We start from the raw sequence: 15,859 nt of genomic DNA on the forward strand, positions 1-15,859 counted from the left end.
TTACCCCTCCTATTCTTCCATCATCGGGATTTGAACTCCCTTTTCCTTGGCTGTTTTCTTTGCCAGGTCATATCCTGCATCAGCATGGCGTACAACACCCATGCCAGGATCCGAAGTCAGCACCCGCTCCAGTCTTCTCGCTGCATCATCTGTTCCATCTGCAACGATTACCATACCGCTGTGGAGTGAATAGCCCATTCCGACACCTCCGCCGTGATGCAGGGATACCCAGCTCGCCCCATTTACGGAATTGATGAGAGCATTCAGTATCGGCCAGTCTGCTACAGCGTCACTGCCGTCCAGCATGCTTTCGGTTTCTCTGTTTGGAGAGGCCACAGAACCGCAGTCCAAATGGTCACGTCCAATCACAATCGGAGCCGAAAGTTCTCCCTTGGCGACCATTTCATTGATGATACGGCCGAATTTCGCCCGTTCACCATATCCGAGCCAGCAAATTCTCGAAGGAAGTCCTTGGAACTGGACTTTTTCCCTCGCCATTTTAATCCAATTGCATAAGTGTTCATTATCGGCAAATTCTCTTAGAATGACTTCGTCTGTTTTATAAATATCCTCCGGATCGCCGGAAAGAGCTACCCATCTGAAAGGCCCTTTCCCTTCACAAAATAGAGGACGGATAAAGGCCGGAACAAAACCTGGGAACTGGAAGGCATCTTTTACGCCCTCATCAAAGGCGACCTGGCGGATGTTGTTGCCATAATCAAACGCCACCGCACCCTTTGCCTGCAGGTCAAGAATCGCCTGTACGTGTACGGCCATGCTTTCCTTTGCCTTTCGGATATACGTATCTGGATTTTCCGTCCGCATTTTTTCCCCTTCTTCCATCGACATTCCAGCAGGAAGATATCCATTTAGCGGATCATGAGCGGAAGTCTGGTCAGTAACAAGATGCGGTATTTCATTTCTTTCTGCCAACTGAGGCAATAGCTCAGCAGCATTTCCCAGCAAGCCGATGGACAGAGGCTTCTCTTGAGCCATGGCTTCCTTTGCCAGCGATAATGCCTCATTCAAATCCTTGGCAAGCACGTCACAATATTTAGTATCGATTCTTCGCTGGATGCGAGAAAGATCGCACTCAATCGCGATCACAACCCCTCCGTTCATCGTAACTGCCAGCGGCTGTGCTCCTCCCATGCCTCCAAGGCCCGCCGTAACGGTTAACGTTCCTTTAAGAGAATGGTTAAAATGCTTGCGTGCCGCTTCAGCAAACGTTTCAAAGGTTCCTTGCAAAATTCCCTGTGTACCGATATAAATCCAGCTTCCAGCCGTCATCTGGCCGTACATCATGAGCCCCCGTTTTTCTAAATCACGGAACGTCTCCCAATTGGCCCAGGCTGGTACAAGGTTTGAGTTTGCAAGTAAAACTCTCGGTGCGTCTGGATGAGACTTAAATACTGCTACAGGTTTACCGGATTGGATCAGGAGGGTTTCATCGGTCTCCAGTTTCTTAAGGGATTCCACAATTTTTTCATAGCTCTCCCAGTTTCTCGCTGCTTTCCCAATTCCTCCATAAACAACAAGCTCTTCCGGTTTTTCAGCAACTTCTGCATCAAGGTTATTCATCAGCATCCTCAGCGCTGCTTCTTGAACCCATCCTTTCGTGTTTAATTTGTCTCCGCGCGGAGCCGAAATTTTTTGAATGGTATTTGACATGGTTATTTCCTCCTCTTAGCATTGCATTTCTTTTGAATTTTCGTTTGGGTGTTCTAGAAGTCCGTCCCATCGAACTTCTTTCAGCCAAGCATTCATTCGTTCGATATCCGTGGCAAAAATTCTGTCAGACGTAATAGGAGGACAAACGGCAGAAGCCTGGTCATAGATATTGCGGGTTGCGGGTGCAAGGAGATCTATCCCTCTATAATAGACGGCTTGAAGAGCGCAGATCATTTCAATAGCAAATACTCTTCTTACATTGCCGATAATCTGGAAGGCATGCCGTGCCCCGATGGTCCCCATACTGACATGGTCCTCCTGATTCGCAGAGGAAGGAATAGAATCCACACTCGCAGGATGAGCAAGCGTTTTGTTCTCTGAGACCAATGAAGCCGCACAATATTGCATAATCATCGCTCCAGATTCAAGGCCTGGATTAGCGCTGAGGAATGCCGGCAGATCACTGAGTTGAGGATTGACCATCCGTTCGATCCTCCTTTCTGAAATGTTGGCGAATTCGGCCATCGCAATGCTGAGAAAATCCATGGCAAGGGCAATCGGCTGGCCATGAAAATTGCCGCCTGAAATAACCTTTCTTCCTTCATCAAAAATAAGGGGATTGTCTGTTGCTGCGTTAATTTCAATTTCCAGCTTCTCTTTTACATAGCCCAGTGCCTGCCAGGATGCACCATGTACCTGAGGAATACAGCGGATAGAATAAGCATCCTGCACTCGTACTTCTCCTTGCCGCGTCGTCAGCCGGCTGCCTTCCAAGTAGGAAAGGATGCGTTCAGCTACTGCTGCTTGCTCTTTATAGCCGCGCGCCAGATGAATGTCTCTGTCAAAAGCGTCAGTGATAGCTGTTAAACCTTCCATTGTTAACGCAGCTATGGCTTCTGACTGGCTGGCAAGCTGCTCTGCTTCTAAATAGGCTGCTACTCCCTGAGCTGTCATCGCCTGTGTGCCATTGATGAGGGCAAGGCCTTCTTTAGCCGTAAGTGTGAGCGGCAGGATTTCTTCCTGCAGCAGCGCTTCCATCGCACTCATTCGCTTTCCGCGGTACCATACTTCTCCTTCACCGATCAAAACAAGAGCCAGATGGGACAGCGGTGCAAGATCACCGCTTGCTCCCAAGGACCCTTGCTGAGGGATTACCGGATGGATCTGGCAGTTTACAAGTTTAATCAGCGTTTCTACAACAACCGGCCTTACTCCCGAATATCCTTTTAATAGAGCGTTGGCACGCAAAACGACCATCAGGCGGCTTACGTTTTCAGGAAAAGGCTCTCCAACTCCGCATGCATGGCTTCTTATTAAATTCAATTGCAGTTTTTCAGTATCCTCCGGAGCGATATAAACATCACTTAGCTTTCCGAAACCTGTCGTGATCCCATAGATGACTTTCCCTTTTGCAACAATATCTTCTACTGCTCTTCGGCTTTCTTTTACTCTTTTTAAACTTTCTTCACAGGCGATCACTCGTTCATTGGTACTTAAGATGCTTTTTGCCTCTTCTAAAGTCAACGTATGTCCTGTCAGAACTACCATGCGTCATCCTTCTCCTTTTTTTATAATGTAAAAAAACGCAAAAAGAGGCTGCATTTAAAGAACAGCAAAAAAACCTGTTCTTTGAAACACAGCCCCCTAAAGTTTCACTATTTGCTATGGGCTTTTATTTATATATGATTAATGCCGAGTCCGATGGCTTCATGTTCCAGACCTTTGACCGGTGCGCCGATCGTCCCGTATAAAGCTACAGCAATCCATTCTCCTTCTTCCGGCTGCTCATATGGCTGTCCCCTAACAATGGCAAATCGTAAACCTACCGTCCGAAGAACCGTTCCAAGCTGAACTTGCCCCCGGGTAACTCCGTGAAGCGCTTCCATAATGGCATGGTATAACGCATGAGTTTCACGATAGATTCCTCCATTGATAACCTGGTTCTTTTTTGCGGCTGTTTCGATTGCTGCCACTACTTTATTCGATTCCATGGAACCTACTTTACCGGTGCAGTGGAGCCATCCGAGTTCCGCCACCTTCAATTGGTGAGATTCATCCAATACATAAAGCATGGCAAGCTTGCCGATTAACTTTTGTTCTGCAAGAGACATCTTATCCACTACTTTCGCTTAAATCGCGGCTTTCACTAATAACTAATTGCTCACTACAATCAGTTTATGCCTTTCTGAATTGTTCGTCAATTCCCTTTCAACAACTTATCACTTTATCAGGGCAGCATGTCACATGTATAAACTAGTAATCTATCGGGCATGCTGTGTTTATCAATCAATGAAAGAGAGTGGTAGTGTTGATAAACCTTCAAAAAGAAATTGTACATGCCACCATGAAACGGCCTCCCGTTAAAAACGAGAACAGCCATGATTTTTTCATCGGCTATGATGGACAGGATACTCCTTTCCTTCTGCTGCCAACAACACCAGGGCTGCTCCTTGACGATGAATGCTATGGCATTTCATTTCAGAGGGATGTATACAATCCCTACAAATACCATTTGGATACACACATCGTCCCGGTAGACTTGAATAATATCCGCATGTTCATCGACCACCTTGCCTTTTTTTTCGGACCTGACCATAATATGCTGAACATTTACCTGGAAAGCAGCTGCTATCAGGCCTATGTAAGCTGGAGCACTAAGAAACAAGAGGAAGTAATTAAGGAGACATTGTTGAAGTATGATGCTGTTTCTTCATTAGATGAGAAAAAGAAATACAGTGAATTATTAGAGCAGCTTCTAAGAAATTGACTTAAAAATCTTGATCCTGGAAAAGTTATCTAATTAGTTAGCCATTGACAAGACCATCATTCGACAATATACTACAAATAGTTTGAAAATAAAAATTTTCAATATATTCAAACTATAAAGATTAATCTTTAAATGGAGGTCATCAATGAGTATTTTCAGAAAAAAATCCATTTCAGAAATGTTAGCTCAAAGTAACAATAAAGGATTGAACCGCTCATTAGGAGCATTTGATTTAACATTATTGGGCATCGGGGCTATTATAGGAACCGGAATATTTGTTTTGACTGGAGTTGTAGCAGCTGAACATGCTGGTCCTGCTCTCATCCTTTCTTTTATCATATCTGGTCTTGCTTGTGCTTTCGCCGCCTTCTGCTATGCCGAGTTTGCATCGACCGTTCCTATCGCCGGCAGTGTTTATACCTATACTTATGCCACGCTAGGTGAAGTTTTTGCCTTTTTGATCGGCTGGGATCTGATGCTGGAGTACTTGCTCGCCACATCTGCTGTTGCAACCGGCTGGTCCGCTTATTTCCAGTCATTGATCGCTGGATTCGGCCTTCACCTTCCAGTTGAGCTTGCAACAGCTCCAGGATCCGGCAAGGGGGGATGGATTAACCTCCCGGCGGTTATCATTATTTTGCTGATTACTACGCTATTAAGCAGAGGAATCAGGGAGAGCGCCCGTGTCAACAATATTATGGTATTCATAAAGCTTGCTGTTATTATTCTGTTTATTGTTGCCGGTGTCGGCTATGTGAAACCGGATAACTGGACACCATTTATGCCGTTTGGTTTCGAAGGGATTGTAGCTGGTGCCGCAACGGTATTCTTTGCCTATATCGGATTCGACGCAGTAGCAACAGCAGCCGAAGAAGTTAAACGGCCGCAGCGTGATCTGCCTCTCGGAATTATCTGGTCGCTTACCATCTGTACCGCATTGTATATTGTAGTATCCCTTATTTTAACTGGTATGGTGCCCTACAATAAATTGAACGTAGCAGACCCTGTTTCATTCGCCCTGCACTACGTAGGCCAGGATTCCATTGCAGGTCTTGTATCAGTCGGTGCGATTACGGGAATTACCACTGTTCTGCTCGTCATGCTTTTCGGACAGGTTCGAATTTCTTATGCGATGAGCCGCGACGGCCTGCTGCCTCCTGTACTTTCTAAAGTCCATCCGGTATTTAAAACGCCGTTCAAAAATACCTGGCTTACGGGATTTATCGCAGCCGGAATTGCCGGTTTTATCGATCTTACAACGCTTGCACACCTAGTTAACATGGGAACATTGTCAGCATTTGCTCTTATCGCCGTAGCTGTGATCGTGTTAAGGAAAACACATCCAAACCTGGAAAGAGCATTCAAAGCTCCATTTGTTCCTGTATTGCCGATCTTAACCGTTTTATTCTGTCTTTACTTGATGATCAGTCTTCCTTCGATCACATGGATTTCTTTTGTCATCTGGATTTCTATCGGCCTAATCGTTTATTTTTTTTACGCCCGCACGAGAAGCAAACTTAATTAAATAAAACCATAAAAAAAGAGGTGCGGAGAATTTCCCGCGCCTCTTTTTTATCCTGTAAACACTTCGCCATCAGGATAGCGAATGTTAGCTTTATTCGGTTTAGCAATGGAGAAAGCGAGCGTCAGAGGCCCGATTTTCCCCAAGAACATAATGCAGATAATAACGATTTTGCCGAAAAAAGTGAGGTGGAATGTTAAGCCCATTGTCAGCCCGACTGTACCGAATGCAGAGACTACCTCAAACAGAATGTTAAGGAAAGGAGCTTTCTCAGTCATTGCCAACAGAATGGCTCCACCGAATACAAGCATCATGCTGATCGTTGCGATGGCAAGCGCCCGAAAGATGACTGTATTGCGTATCGTCCGTTTCATAATGGTCGTATCTTCCTTTCCGCGCAAAAAGGTAACGACTGCAAAGATGATGACAATGAATGTTGTCAGCTTTATTCCTCCGCCAGTAGATGTACTCCCTGCCCCAATGAACATGAGCATGATTGTAAATAATATTGAATCCTGCCTCATACTCCCGATGTCAATCGTATTAAATCCAGCTGTCCGTGGAGAAATGCCCTGAAAATAAGCTGCCCATATTTTATCAGACTGTGAAAGATGGCCCAGTGTATGAGGATTATTGTATTCAAATGCATAAATGAGCAGAATGGAAACCAGGTTGACTAAAATCGTGCTGATAATCATGATTTTTGAATGAAGTGAAAGATTTCGCCACTTTCGGCTATACCAAAGATCCACAAGTACCGTAAAACCAATTCCGCCGGTAATGATTAAAAGTGTAATCACAAGGTTGACGGTAGGGTCACCGACATACCTCGTAAGATTGTCTGGCCACAAACCAAAACCAGCATTATTGTAAGCTGCTATCGTATGAAAAATACTATAATAAATTCCCTTGCCCCAGCCCAGATCCGGGACCCATCGCAAAGAAAGAAAGAAGACAGCAATCGACTCGATAATTAAAGAAAAGAGAAGAAGATTTCTTACCAGCCTGATTACTCCGCCAATGGAAGGCTGGTTTAATGCCTCTTGCATGATAAGCCGCTGCTTGATGCCAATACGTTTCCCGAGCATGAGAACGACCAGTACAGCAAAGGACATGATTCCAAGTCCTCCCACTTGGATGAGAAATAGGATAACGATCTGACCGAACAGCGTGAAGGCAGATCCAGGATCAACGGTAACCAGGCCTGTCACTGTTGCTGCTGATACTGCGGTAAAGAAAGCGTCGATCCAACTCATATGCTCTTCAGCAGCGATCGGCAGCTTGAGAAGCACTCCGCCAACAAGCACGAGAGCCAAGAAAACAAGTGCGAGAATCTGGGGAGGATTCAGCTTGATCGGATGGTAAAAGAACGAACTGCGTCTCTCTACTTTAAGTGCCACTGAAAACTACACTCCTTCATTTTCGAAACGGTTTAAATCTTTATTTTGTCCGATCACTACGAGAACATCACCTGGCTTCAATACCACATTGGCAATGGGAGAAACAAGAATATCGTTGTCTTTTTTTATTGCGACAATGTTACATCCATATTTGGCACGGACATCAAGTTCCGTCAGGGTTTTGCCTGCAAGTTTGTCAGTGACTCCCACTTCAATGATGCTGTGTTCGTTGGATAGTTCAATAAAATCAATAATTTTCTCAGACGTAATGAGCTGTGCTACCCTGAGGGCCATGTCACGTTCAGGATGTATGATTCGGTCCGCACCCACTTTTTCAAGGACTTTATGATGATAGTCATTTTGAGCTTTAACCCAGACTCTTTTCACTCCTGCTTCTTTTAAAAGAAGCGTAGTTAAGATACTGGATTGGATATCTTCCCCAATCGATACGATCACATGATTGAAATTTCGAATACCGAGGGCGCTTAATGCTTTCTCGTCTGTAGAGTTTGCCTGTACAGCCTGAGTAGCAATACTGGCGTATTCATTTACCCGCTCGATATCCCGGTCAACAGCCATGACTTCATAACCCATTTTTGCAAATTCTCTGCATATGCTTCCACCGAAACGGCCTAACCCTATAACGGCAAACTGCTTGTCCATTCTTCTCTCTCCTTAGAAACAAATATCAGTTAAGAACAAATAAAAAAAGACCATTATAAAAAATGGTCAGCTACTTTCCAAACTGTCCCTTTCTTCCTGTATAACGCTTACGAGGTTAGCTGCCGGATTAGGAATTGAAAGTATCCCTTCTTATTTCTAAGATTCACCCCAAAAAAGGTGGTTCCCCCGCTCTTAACAAGATCTTTAAAATTAAGCGATTTAAAGGCTATGGGATTTTGAATAAATATAATGTAATCCTGCAAATGTTAATTGTCAATGCTTTCTTAAGGACTTCATTTTAGGTTAAAAAACACCTGCTGCCTGCATTCCAACAATTGAAATGCCAAGGAGCCATACATATATAGCAAAACCCTTTAAAGAACCTTTTTTCACTAGAGAGATCATCCATTTAACCGCTATGTAGCCAAATAATGCTGACATGGCTGTCCCAAGGAAAAGGGAGAAGAACGATAATTGTTCCGCCTGGCCGCCCAGCACATCTTTCACTTGAAGCAGACAACCGCCGGCAATCGCAGGTATGGATAACAAAAAGGAAAAGTAAGCCGCTGTTCCCCTGTCAATCTTACGGAAAAGTGCTGCAGCAATCGTTAACCCTGAACGGGATACTGCAGGCAGGATTGCTGCTCCCTGAAAACTTCCAATTAAAACCGCATCCATGATCGTAATGTCTTCCAGCTTCTTATGTCCTCTTGATTTCATGGTATCCGCAAACCAAAGCACACACCCTGTGGCAAGAAACTCCCATCCTACAGTAACACCGGTCTTCGAGATTTCCTCAAAATAGTCCTTAAATGACAAGCCTATAATAACGGTGGGTATAGTGCCTGCCACAAGCAGCATGGACAGTCTGCTGAATGGCTGCTTAATCAGTTCTTTTATCTCTCGCCAATAAATCGTCATCACTGCAATCAGCGTACCAATATGAAGCATGCTGTCGAGAAAAAGCCCTGCTTCATCCAGCCGAAAGAAATGCCTTCCCAAAAGGAGATGTCCGGTGGAACTGACAGGCAAAAATTCAGTCAGCCCCTGAATGATTCCTAATATGACCGCTTCAAGCCAATCCATGTGTTCACCTCTTATCACTCATCATGATAAAACGTATTCACCGGAGAGGAAAGTTAGTACAAGGGTTTCTCTTATAGAACACCAGAGAACAACCGGGCAAATGATTCCTTCGTACGTTCCCAGAGCCCCCTTTTATAGAAGCCGACAGGCCGTACCTTTTCACTTTCTTTCATATCTTCCTCATAGTGTTCTACAAGGTCCTTAATCGATGAAGTTCCCGTTAAAAAGACATTCACTTCAAAGTTCAGATGAAAGCTTCTCATGTCCATGTTCGCTGTACCAATGGATGCCATATCCCCATCCACGATCATTACCTTCTGGTGCATAAATCCTTTCTTATAGGAATAGATCTCAATGCCGCTGCGCAGCAATTCAGGAAAATACGATCTTGTGGCATACTGTGTCAGGAAGCTGTCGTTGATCTCAGGCACCATCAGCCTTACCTGAACCCCTTTACGGGAAGCAATTCTTAAAGCGGTTCTGATGGCTTCATTTGGAACAAAATAAGGCGTGGCGATCCAGATGGATTTGGTCGCACAGGAAATGAGAGAATAATACAAATCACTCATGATTCCTTCCTGGGTATCCGGTCCGCTTGGAACCACCTGAACCGCACCGTTCCCTTCAACAGGAACAGGTTTGGTATACTCCTCATTCTCCAGCAGGTATTCTTCACTTACGTAATCCCAGTCCAGAAGGAACACAGCATGAAGCGTCTGAACGGCCTCTCCCTCCATGACCATATGGGTATCACGCCAAAAACCGAATTTTTGGTCCTCTCCCAAATATTCAATTCCTACGTTCAGGCCTCCGACAAATCCCACTGCTCCGTCAATGACGATAATCTTGCGGTGATTTCTAAAATTAAACTTTTGATTAAAGAATCCATATTTAATAGGCAGGAACGGATGCACCTGAACGCCTGCTTTTTTCATCCGGTCAATTTCATTCGAAGAGAGAGTCAAGCTTCCCACCGCATCAAATAAAAAGCGAACTTCAACCCCTTCTTCTGATTTTTGGATTAATATATCAATCAATTCTTTTCCTAGCCGGTCCGATCGGAATATGTAATATTCGATATGTATGTACCTCTTGGCTTCCAGCAGCCGGCGTTTAATTTCCGGAAACGTTTCTTGCCCGTTCTTAAGTATTTTTGTTTGGGTGGCACTGTTTTGAAAGGTCATCGTCACGTTATGCGCAAATTTTGAAAAACAAGCTTGATGTTCATTAAACAAAGACCAGTCCGGTTTCTGTTCCCTTTTTGCCAGCAGCTGCAATTCTTCCCTGTCATGCTTCCGTTTGCTCTTGAAAAGGTGGCCCTTTAAGTAAAGCTGTCCGGAATACAAGTAAAAAATATAACCGAAAAGAGGAATGAACACTAAAGCATAGATCCAGACCAGCGTATGCTGCGCTGTCCGGTTTTCGAGCAGAAGGGAATAAATAGTGATAAAAAGAATCGCGAAATAAACAGCTGCGCTCCCCAACTTCCAATACAATCCTAAATTTGAAAAAAAGATGATGTACAAAGCTGCAATCATTGCAAGGACAAATAGAAATTCAAGAATTCGTTTCATGGCTCATTCTCCTACTGCTTAGTTTTCAACTAAAATTCCCGTAAAATTAGTCCATTAAACTAAGAAGAAGGGGCTGTCCTGAAAGTCGAAAATTGACCTTCAGCAGCTCCTTTTTGGCTTGGAAATCTTTAATGAAAAGTTGATTGAAGTGGAAGGTGCGAGACTCCTCGAAAATGAACTTCACATTTTCTTCGTGCGATAAAAAGCTGCCGGAGCCTTCCTTGTCCTGCGGGACTAGCGTGACAGGTGAGACTCCCGCAGGCGCTAGCACCAAAAAGCAGGCGTTCACGCCGGTAAGGCTCACCGCACGCCCCGCGAAAGTAGGAGCTCGCGCCGGTAAAAGCGAGCACCCTGGAACGGAAATCAACAGCTTACAGACTTCTTGGACAGCCCCCTCTTACCATTCATCTTCATTATGTTCAAACAAATCGATGACCCCAAGTACGAGATGTGCAAGTCCAAACCCAAGCAGGATGTTAGAAAGTGAAGAATACTTGCGTGTGTTACCTCTAAAAGAAAAAGAAGCCAAGCTTACAACAGTTCCTAATACAGTGGGAATCAACCCTTCTCTTCTCAGCATAAAGATCCCTCCTTCATCTTGAATATCTATAGTATTTTCAACTTCAGCCGGAGTATGAAATATTTCATTTCAAAGCCCTTTATGCAAATCAGAATGAGCAAAAGAAAAAACAACGGAAAAAGATCCGTTGTTTTTTTATGGTGCGAACGTCAGTTCTTCGCTTTGTGAGGTATTCTTCCCAAATTTCCCGTAAATCGTAATCAGCATTTCACGCTCTTCCTGAGAGAGTTTGCTCAATAAATTTTCCATACTTACCAGACGCCGCTCTTCAGCTTCATGCAAGATTGCAATTCCTGTTTCGGAAAGCTCCAAATAAACAATTCTTCGGTCAGCTTCACTGCGGTAACGCTGCACGTAATTCTTTTTATAAAGGCGATCCACCGCTACGGTTACTGCACTCGGCTTCACTTCAAGCATTTCAGCCAATTCAGTAACTGTCCAACGGTCTCTTACAGATAGCATTCTCATTAAAATGTATTGGGTTCTGGTTAGATCTCCTTCACCTGTCGTTTCCGGATGCAAACTTTTAGACAGTATATAATGAGCTACTTCCAGCTTTTCAACATATGCCTTTAGTCCTTCTATTTTCATTTAATAGAATCCTCCAACTTTATGAACTACTAACATTATACTAAAAAATCTAAACATTGGAAATTTATTTTTTGGAAAATTAGAATTTCTAGGTCGAATGGCTCATTTGGATAAAATTGACATACTTTACGGGATGAGGTAATATAAATTTATAACATTCAATATAATTTGAACGTTCAAAAGGAGAAGAACATGCAAGAAATTTATTATTTGGAAGATGCCGAACAGTTAAAAGTCATTAGCGATCCCCTTCGCTTAAAAGTCTTATGGGAAATTATTGATGAAGCCAAAACAGGAAAAATGATTGCAGATATTCTCGAAGCCCCCGCCCCAAAAATTCATTATCATTTAAAAGAATTAGACCGCGTGGGATTGATTACAGTAGAAAAAACTGAGGAAAAAAACGGCATCATCCAAAAATTTTATCGTCCGATCGCCAGAAATTTTTCTGTTGAAAACATTCTTAAACAACACAAGGATCATGTAAAAAATGAATTATCCGATACGCTCAGGGAAAACGTTCTAATTTCCCTTGATAAAACAAAAAGCTATTTGCGCAGGGTAGACAGCAGCTTGTTCGAAGAGTGGAAACAGATTAAATTCGGCTATGACCAATTGTATTTGAATGAGGCTCAAATCCAGGAATTTGAGAAAAAAGCGAAAGAACTGCAGGAGTTAATTAATTCCTTTAAAAAAACCCGGCAGCAGGGCGGAGAGCTCTATCACATGCTGCTGCTGGCATTCCCGTTCCGTGAACCCGAATATCCTGACGAATAGGAGAGTAGTTAACATGGAAGAAGCTATAATCAAAGGAGAACAGCCGGCAATTCCGGTTTCTTTTTTCAGCCAGAAAAAATTTATGCTCTTGTGGGGAGTTACATTTTGTTCAGCCTTCAGTATTGCAATATTTTTGTTTTCTCAATCCTGGTACATTGTAAAAACACTTAATATGGAAGCCTCTCTCGGAATGGTAATGATCGCATCAAGTATTCCCCGCCTCCTGTTCATGGCTGTTGGAGGGGTCATCGCAGACCGTGTAAGCCGGACCAAAATCTTATCGGTCTCTAACCTTACACGCTCCATCCTGCTCGGCGGACTCTTGATCTTGCTCGGTTCAGGTGAGGTTTCTGTCTATTCATTTGCCGTATTCGGCCTCGTCTTTGGAATTCTCGATGCCTTCGTCTGGCCTGCAAACAGTGCGCTTCTTCCTATGCTTGTTGAGGATTCTCAGCTGACAAGAGCAAACTCCATCATTCAGACGACTCAGCAAGCCTCTATGATCATTGGGCCGATGATTGGAGGATTCCTTGTCTCATGGGGAGGGTATCTGTTCTCCTTTTCTGTACCGGCCGTCATGCTGTTATGCTCGGCTTTCCTCAGCAGATTGATTAACTTAAAGCCTGCCTCCACTGACAGCAGCGGCGGGCCAGGTATTTTCGCCTCCATCAAAGAAGGCTTTTCCTTTGTTAAGACTCAGCCATTCCTAATCGCCCTCTTCATCAGTACCATATTCATAAATTTAAGCGTAGTAGGACCTTTGATGATGGGATTGCCCATTTTTGTAAAAACCATCTTGCATGGTTCTGCCCTCGATTTCAGCTATATGGACGGATCAATGGCTGCAGGAATGGTTTTCAGTTCTCTGGTCATCGGCTTCCTCAATGTTAAAAGATACCGCGGCATGTTTGCGACGGCCGCCCTGTTTTCTATGGCAGCAGCTCTCATGCTTTTCAGCCAAACTCACTTTCAAGCCGGGTGCATGGCCGTCTTATTTCTAATCGGCATGACATTTCCAGCAACGAATATCCCGATCCTCTCTATTTTTCAGCAATTAGTGGACCGGTCGATGCTCGGAAGGCTTTCAGGATTATTAACCATGGCTTCCTTGGGGTTAACCCCTGTTTCCTATGCGGTTACCTCTTTCTTTCTTTCAAATGGCGTCTCTATCACTTCCATTATGTTTTGCGGCGCCTGTTCATTGCTGCTCGTCAACTTGATTGTACTTTGGAAATTGCCTGTATTTCGTAAAACCAGCTGAGGAGGAATAAAAGTGAGAATACTGATCATTGGCGGTACACGATTCGTAGGAAGATATATTGCGGCTTCATTTTTACAGCAAGGCCATCAGGTTACTCTTTTCAATCGGGGGTCAAATCAAGAACTGTTTCCTGAATGCCAAACCCTGATTGGAGACAGAGACAGCGATTTAAAGCAATTACGAGGACAGAAGTGGGACGCTGTTGTCGACACGTGCGGATATTTCCCGAGGCAGACTGAACAAATGGCGAAAACTCTGAGGGATTCAGTTCCCCACTACACGTATATTTCTTCCGTATCTGCCTATAAAAGCATGGAGAAAAAAAACCAGACAGAAGAAAGTGAACTTGGTGTCCTTACGGATACAGCCACAGAGGAAATAACCGGAGAGACATATGGCCCATTAAAAGCCGCCTGTGAGGAAAAAATCAAACAAACCTACGGTGAGTCTTGTCTGATCATCCGTCCCGGCTTAATTGTCGGACCCCACGATTATTCAGACAGATTTACGTATTGGCCTGCCAGAGCAGCGAAAGGCGGGGGAATTTTAGCACCTGCAGAACCAGACAGACAAGTTCAATTCATTGATGTCAGGGATTTGTCTGAATGGATCGTTTCAATGGTGGAGAAAAAAGCAGCTGGAGTGTTTAATGCAGCAGGAGATCATTATAGGATGGCTGAAGTCCTGAAAGCCTGTCTCTCCGTCACCAAATCCGGAGGTGAGATTATTTGGGTAGAAGAATCCTTCTTAAATGAGAAGAAAGTAAATGAATGGATGGAACTTCCGTTATGGATTTCCTCCAAGAAATCCATCGGAATACAGCATATAAACAATGACAAAGCGATCGCTTCCGGTCTTGCTTTCCGAAATATCCAAGAAACCATTATGGACACCTTTAACTGGGATCAGACCAGAAATATGAAACCAGAAGACTATAAAGCCGGCATGTCCCCGGATAGGGAGAAGGAACTGCTATCCGAATGGCGCGCCAAAACAGTGTCACATTCTTGATCATTTCTGAAAAAAAATCAGAAAATTGGGTGACTTCCCCATGGCACTTGTCCAATCTTGAACAATAACAGCTGCATATTGTAATCATGTAGAGAATGTCACTCTATCCTGCCGGCTTAAAAGTCTCTCCGGCAGAAAAAGCTCTTCCCACCCCAATTCTTCATCATGCGTTCGGCTTTTGCCATAATCTTTAAGATTATGGCTTTTTTTTTGATTATTTCTTTCTGGACAAATGGATCGAAGAATAAGGATCTGTGTACTTCGTCAGTTCAGACGGCAGCTTTCCAGCCGTAAATACCTGCTGAATTTCATGGTGGCTGATCTCCATCCTGGCTAAAGCTGGATAGATTGAATAATCCGTTCTCTGCTGATAGCGGCTGTCCATCGTTTGGAAAGCTTTTAGTGTAGATTCTTCAATTTCATTTACATACTGATGAATTTGATGAATCTGCTGTACAATCATTAAATATTCTGCCTTCAAACGTTGCATTTCCTCTACCTTTTTCTTCATCGTTCTTGTAGCAGCATCCACTTCACGGTCTCTTGCCTGATGAAGGGTATTCACAAAATCCTTCATCCTGTCCCGTCTGGTTTCTTTAAGCTCATCCAGATGTTCCATGGCATCCCGTTCCTTCGCTAATAGCCGGAGATACTCGTCCTTACTCTCATGAAGGGCTTCCATACTGACACGGGAATTTCTTCTGCCATACTGTCCAAGAAGACTCTCATACTCTGAAGAGGCCATTTCCTTCTGCTTATGCAGGATCTTCCATCGATCATTAGCCTCTTTTATACGTTCTTCATAATCCTTGCTTATTTGATTAAACTGCTTAAGTTCAGGATACATACCGTACTCCTTTCTAATAGGAAATGCTGAAGTGTCAGCAAAATTCCATCTTCTATATTATTCGTGAAAGGAATCTTGTTTAATGGTCTCGAAGTTTAGAGGGTTAGAA

16 protein-coding genes and 1 riboswitch are annotated in these 15,859 nt (G+C 43.8%); of the genes, 5 read left to right on the top strand and 11 right to left on the bottom strand.

Annotation, left to right across the window (positions count from 1 at the left end):
- Positions 1–9: 9 nt before the first annotated feature.
- From hutU to hutP, 3 genes are all read right to left on the bottom strand, one after another.
- Positions 10–1,671: a urocanate hydratase gene (gene hutU / locus OKX00_RS18480; protein WP_265408373.1), complete on the bottom strand. Its 1,662-nt coding sequence runs from the start codon at positions 1,669–1,671 to the stop codon at positions 10–12.
- Positions 1,672–1,686: 15 nt separating this feature from the next.
- Positions 1,687–3,219: a histidine ammonia-lyase gene (gene hutH / locus OKX00_RS18485; RefSeq protein WP_265408374.1), complete on the bottom strand. Its 1,533-nt coding sequence runs from the start codon at positions 3,217–3,219 to the stop codon at positions 1,687–1,689.
- A 128-nt stretch (positions 3,220–3,347) separates the two neighbouring features.
- Positions 3,348–3,782, bottom strand: coding sequence for a histidine utilization transcription antiterminator HutP (gene hutP, locus OKX00_RS18490; protein ID WP_265408375.1), 435 nt, complete (start codon positions 3,780–3,782; stop codon positions 3,348–3,350).
- A 194-nt stretch (positions 3,783–3,976) separates the two neighbouring features.
- On the opposite strand from hutP, the gene OKX00_RS18495 reads away from it, so the two are divergent.
- Positions 3,977–4,438 carry a hypothetical protein gene (locus OKX00_RS18495; RefSeq protein ID WP_265408376.1) on the top strand — a complete coding sequence of 154 codons (462 nt, stop codon included), beginning with the start codon at positions 3,977–3,979 and terminating at the stop codon, positions 4,436–4,438.
- Positions 4,439–4,583: 145 nt separating this feature from the next.
- Positions 4,584–5,963, top strand: a complete 1,380-nt coding sequence (locus tag OKX00_RS18500; protein ID WP_265408377.1) for a branched-chain amino acid transporter BcaP — start codon at positions 4,584–4,586, stop codon at positions 5,961–5,963.
- Between the two features lie 47 nt (positions 5,964–6,010).
- On the opposite strand, the gene OKX00_RS18505 is transcribed toward OKX00_RS18500, so the two are convergent.
- From OKX00_RS18505 to OKX00_RS18535, 7 genes are all read right to left on the bottom strand, one after another.
- Entirely contained in the window at positions 6,011–7,360 is a 1,350-nt protein-coding gene (locus tag OKX00_RS18505; RefSeq protein ID WP_265408378.1) for a TrkH family potassium uptake protein, read from the bottom strand.
- Between the two features lie 6 nt (positions 7,361–7,366).
- Complete coding sequence (locus OKX00_RS18510) at positions 7,367–8,023, bottom strand: potassium channel family protein (RefSeq protein ID WP_265408379.1); 657 nt, start codon at positions 8,021–8,023, stop codon at positions 7,367–7,369.
- 89 nt (positions 8,024–8,112) lie between these two features.
- Positions 8,113–8,250: riboswitch (cyclic di-AMP (ydaO/yuaA leader) on the bottom strand.
- A gap of 76 nt (positions 8,251–8,326) precedes the next feature.
- Positions 8,327–9,109 (bottom strand): undecaprenyl-diphosphate phosphatase, encoded by a 783-nt coding sequence (locus OKX00_RS18515; RefSeq protein WP_265408380.1) that lies wholly within the window; start codon positions 9,107–9,109, stop codon positions 8,327–8,329.
- Positions 9,110–9,180: 71 nt separating this feature from the next.
- The gene (cls, locus tag OKX00_RS18520) at positions 9,181–10,683 is read right to left on the bottom strand and encodes a cardiolipin synthase (RefSeq protein WP_265408381.1); all 1,503 of its coding nucleotides are present in this window, start codon (positions 10,681–10,683) and stop codon (positions 9,181–9,183) included.
- Positions 10,684–10,729: 46 nt separating this feature from the next.
- Positions 10,730–11,050, bottom strand: coding sequence for a hypothetical protein (locus tag OKX00_RS18525; RefSeq protein WP_265408382.1), 321 nt, complete (start codon positions 11,048–11,050; stop codon positions 10,730–10,732).
- Positions 11,051–11,080: 30 nt separating this feature from the next.
- On the bottom strand, positions 11,081–11,263 hold the full coding sequence (locus OKX00_RS18530) for an asparagine synthase (protein ID WP_265408383.1): 183 nt from the start codon (positions 11,261–11,263) through the stop codon (positions 11,081–11,083).
- A 135-nt stretch (positions 11,264–11,398) separates the two neighbouring features.
- Entirely contained in the window at positions 11,399–11,854 is a 456-nt protein-coding gene (locus tag OKX00_RS18535) for a MarR family winged helix-turn-helix transcriptional regulator (protein ID WP_062236491.1), read from the bottom strand.
- A 192-nt stretch (positions 11,855–12,046) separates the two neighbouring features.
- Between OKX00_RS18535 and OKX00_RS18540 the strand changes: the two genes are divergently transcribed.
- The 3 genes from OKX00_RS18540 to OKX00_RS18550 are packed head-to-tail and all read left to right on the top strand — an operon-like array spanning position 12,047 to position 14,903.
- The gene (locus OKX00_RS18540; RefSeq protein WP_062236494.1) at positions 12,047–12,631 is read left to right on the top strand and encodes an ArsR/SmtB family transcription factor; all 585 of its coding nucleotides are present in this window, start codon (positions 12,047–12,049) and stop codon (positions 12,629–12,631) included.
- A 13-nt stretch (positions 12,632–12,644) separates the two neighbouring features.
- Complete coding sequence (locus tag OKX00_RS18545; RefSeq protein WP_265408384.1) at positions 12,645–13,892, top strand: MFS transporter; 1,248 nt, start codon at positions 12,645–12,647, stop codon at positions 13,890–13,892.
- A gap of 12 nt (positions 13,893–13,904) precedes the next feature.
- On the top strand, positions 13,905–14,903 hold the full coding sequence (locus OKX00_RS18550; protein WP_265408385.1) for an NAD-dependent epimerase/dehydratase family protein: 999 nt from the start codon (positions 13,905–13,907) through the stop codon (positions 14,901–14,903).
- Positions 14,904–15,117: 214 nt separating this feature from the next.
- Here the strand turns inward: OKX00_RS18550 and OKX00_RS18555 are convergent, their stop codons facing one another.
- On the bottom strand, positions 15,118–15,750 hold the full coding sequence (locus tag OKX00_RS18555) for a hypothetical protein (RefSeq protein ID WP_265408386.1): 633 nt from the start codon (positions 15,748–15,750) through the stop codon (positions 15,118–15,120).
- Between the last annotated feature and the right edge of the window lie 109 nt (positions 15,751–15,859).

This window comes from Fictibacillus sp. KU28468 (genome assembly GCF_026153615.1).
Taxonomy (GTDB): Bacteria; Bacillota; Bacilli; order Bacillales; family Fictibacillaceae; genus Fictibacillus_C; species Fictibacillus_C marinisediminis.

What these genes read in the sequence shown, in the direction of transcription:
- OKX00_RS18545 (WP_265408384.1), top strand. Translation starts at nt 12,645, where the DNA reads ATGGAAGAAGCTATAATCAAAGGAGAACAGCCGGCAATTCCGGTTTCT.
- hutU (WP_265408373.1), bottom strand. Translation starts at nt 1,671, where the DNA reads ATGTCAAATACCATTCAAAAAATTTCGGCTCCGCGCGGAGACAAATTA.
- OKX00_RS18530 (WP_265408383.1), bottom strand. Translation starts at nt 11,263, where the DNA reads ATGCTGAGAAGAGAAGGGTTGATTCCCACTGTATTAGGAACTGTTGTA.
- cls (WP_265408381.1), bottom strand. Translation starts at nt 10,683, where the DNA reads ATGAAACGAATTCTTGAATTTCTATTTGTCCTTGCAATGATTGCAGCT.
- OKX00_RS18515 (WP_265408380.1), bottom strand. Translation starts at nt 9,109, where the DNA reads ATGGATTGGCTTGAAGCGGTCATATTAGGAATCATTCAGGGGCTGACT.
- OKX00_RS18500 (WP_265408377.1), top strand. Translation starts at nt 4,584, where the DNA reads ATGAGTATTTTCAGAAAAAAATCCATTTCAGAAATGTTAGCTCAAAGT.
- hutP (WP_265408375.1), bottom strand. Translation starts at nt 3,782, where the DNA reads ATGTCTCTTGCAGAACAAAAGTTAATCGGCAAGCTTGCCATGCTTTAT.
- OKX00_RS18540 (WP_062236494.1), top strand. Translation starts at nt 12,047, where the DNA reads ATGCAAGAAATTTATTATTTGGAAGATGCCGAACAGTTAAAAGTCATT.
- OKX00_RS18510 (WP_265408379.1), bottom strand. Translation starts at nt 8,023, where the DNA reads ATGGACAAGCAGTTTGCCGTTATAGGGTTAGGCCGTTTCGGTGGAAGC.
- hutH (WP_265408374.1), bottom strand. Translation starts at nt 3,219, where the DNA reads ATGGTAGTTCTGACAGGACATACGTTGACTTTAGAAGAGGCAAAAAGC.
- OKX00_RS18535 (WP_062236491.1), bottom strand. Translation starts at nt 11,854, where the DNA reads ATGAAAATAGAAGGACTAAAGGCATATGTTGAAAAGCTGGAAGTAGCT.
- OKX00_RS18555 (WP_265408386.1), bottom strand. Translation starts at nt 15,750, where the DNA reads ATGTATCCTGAACTTAAGCAGTTTAATCAAATAAGCAAGGATTATGAA.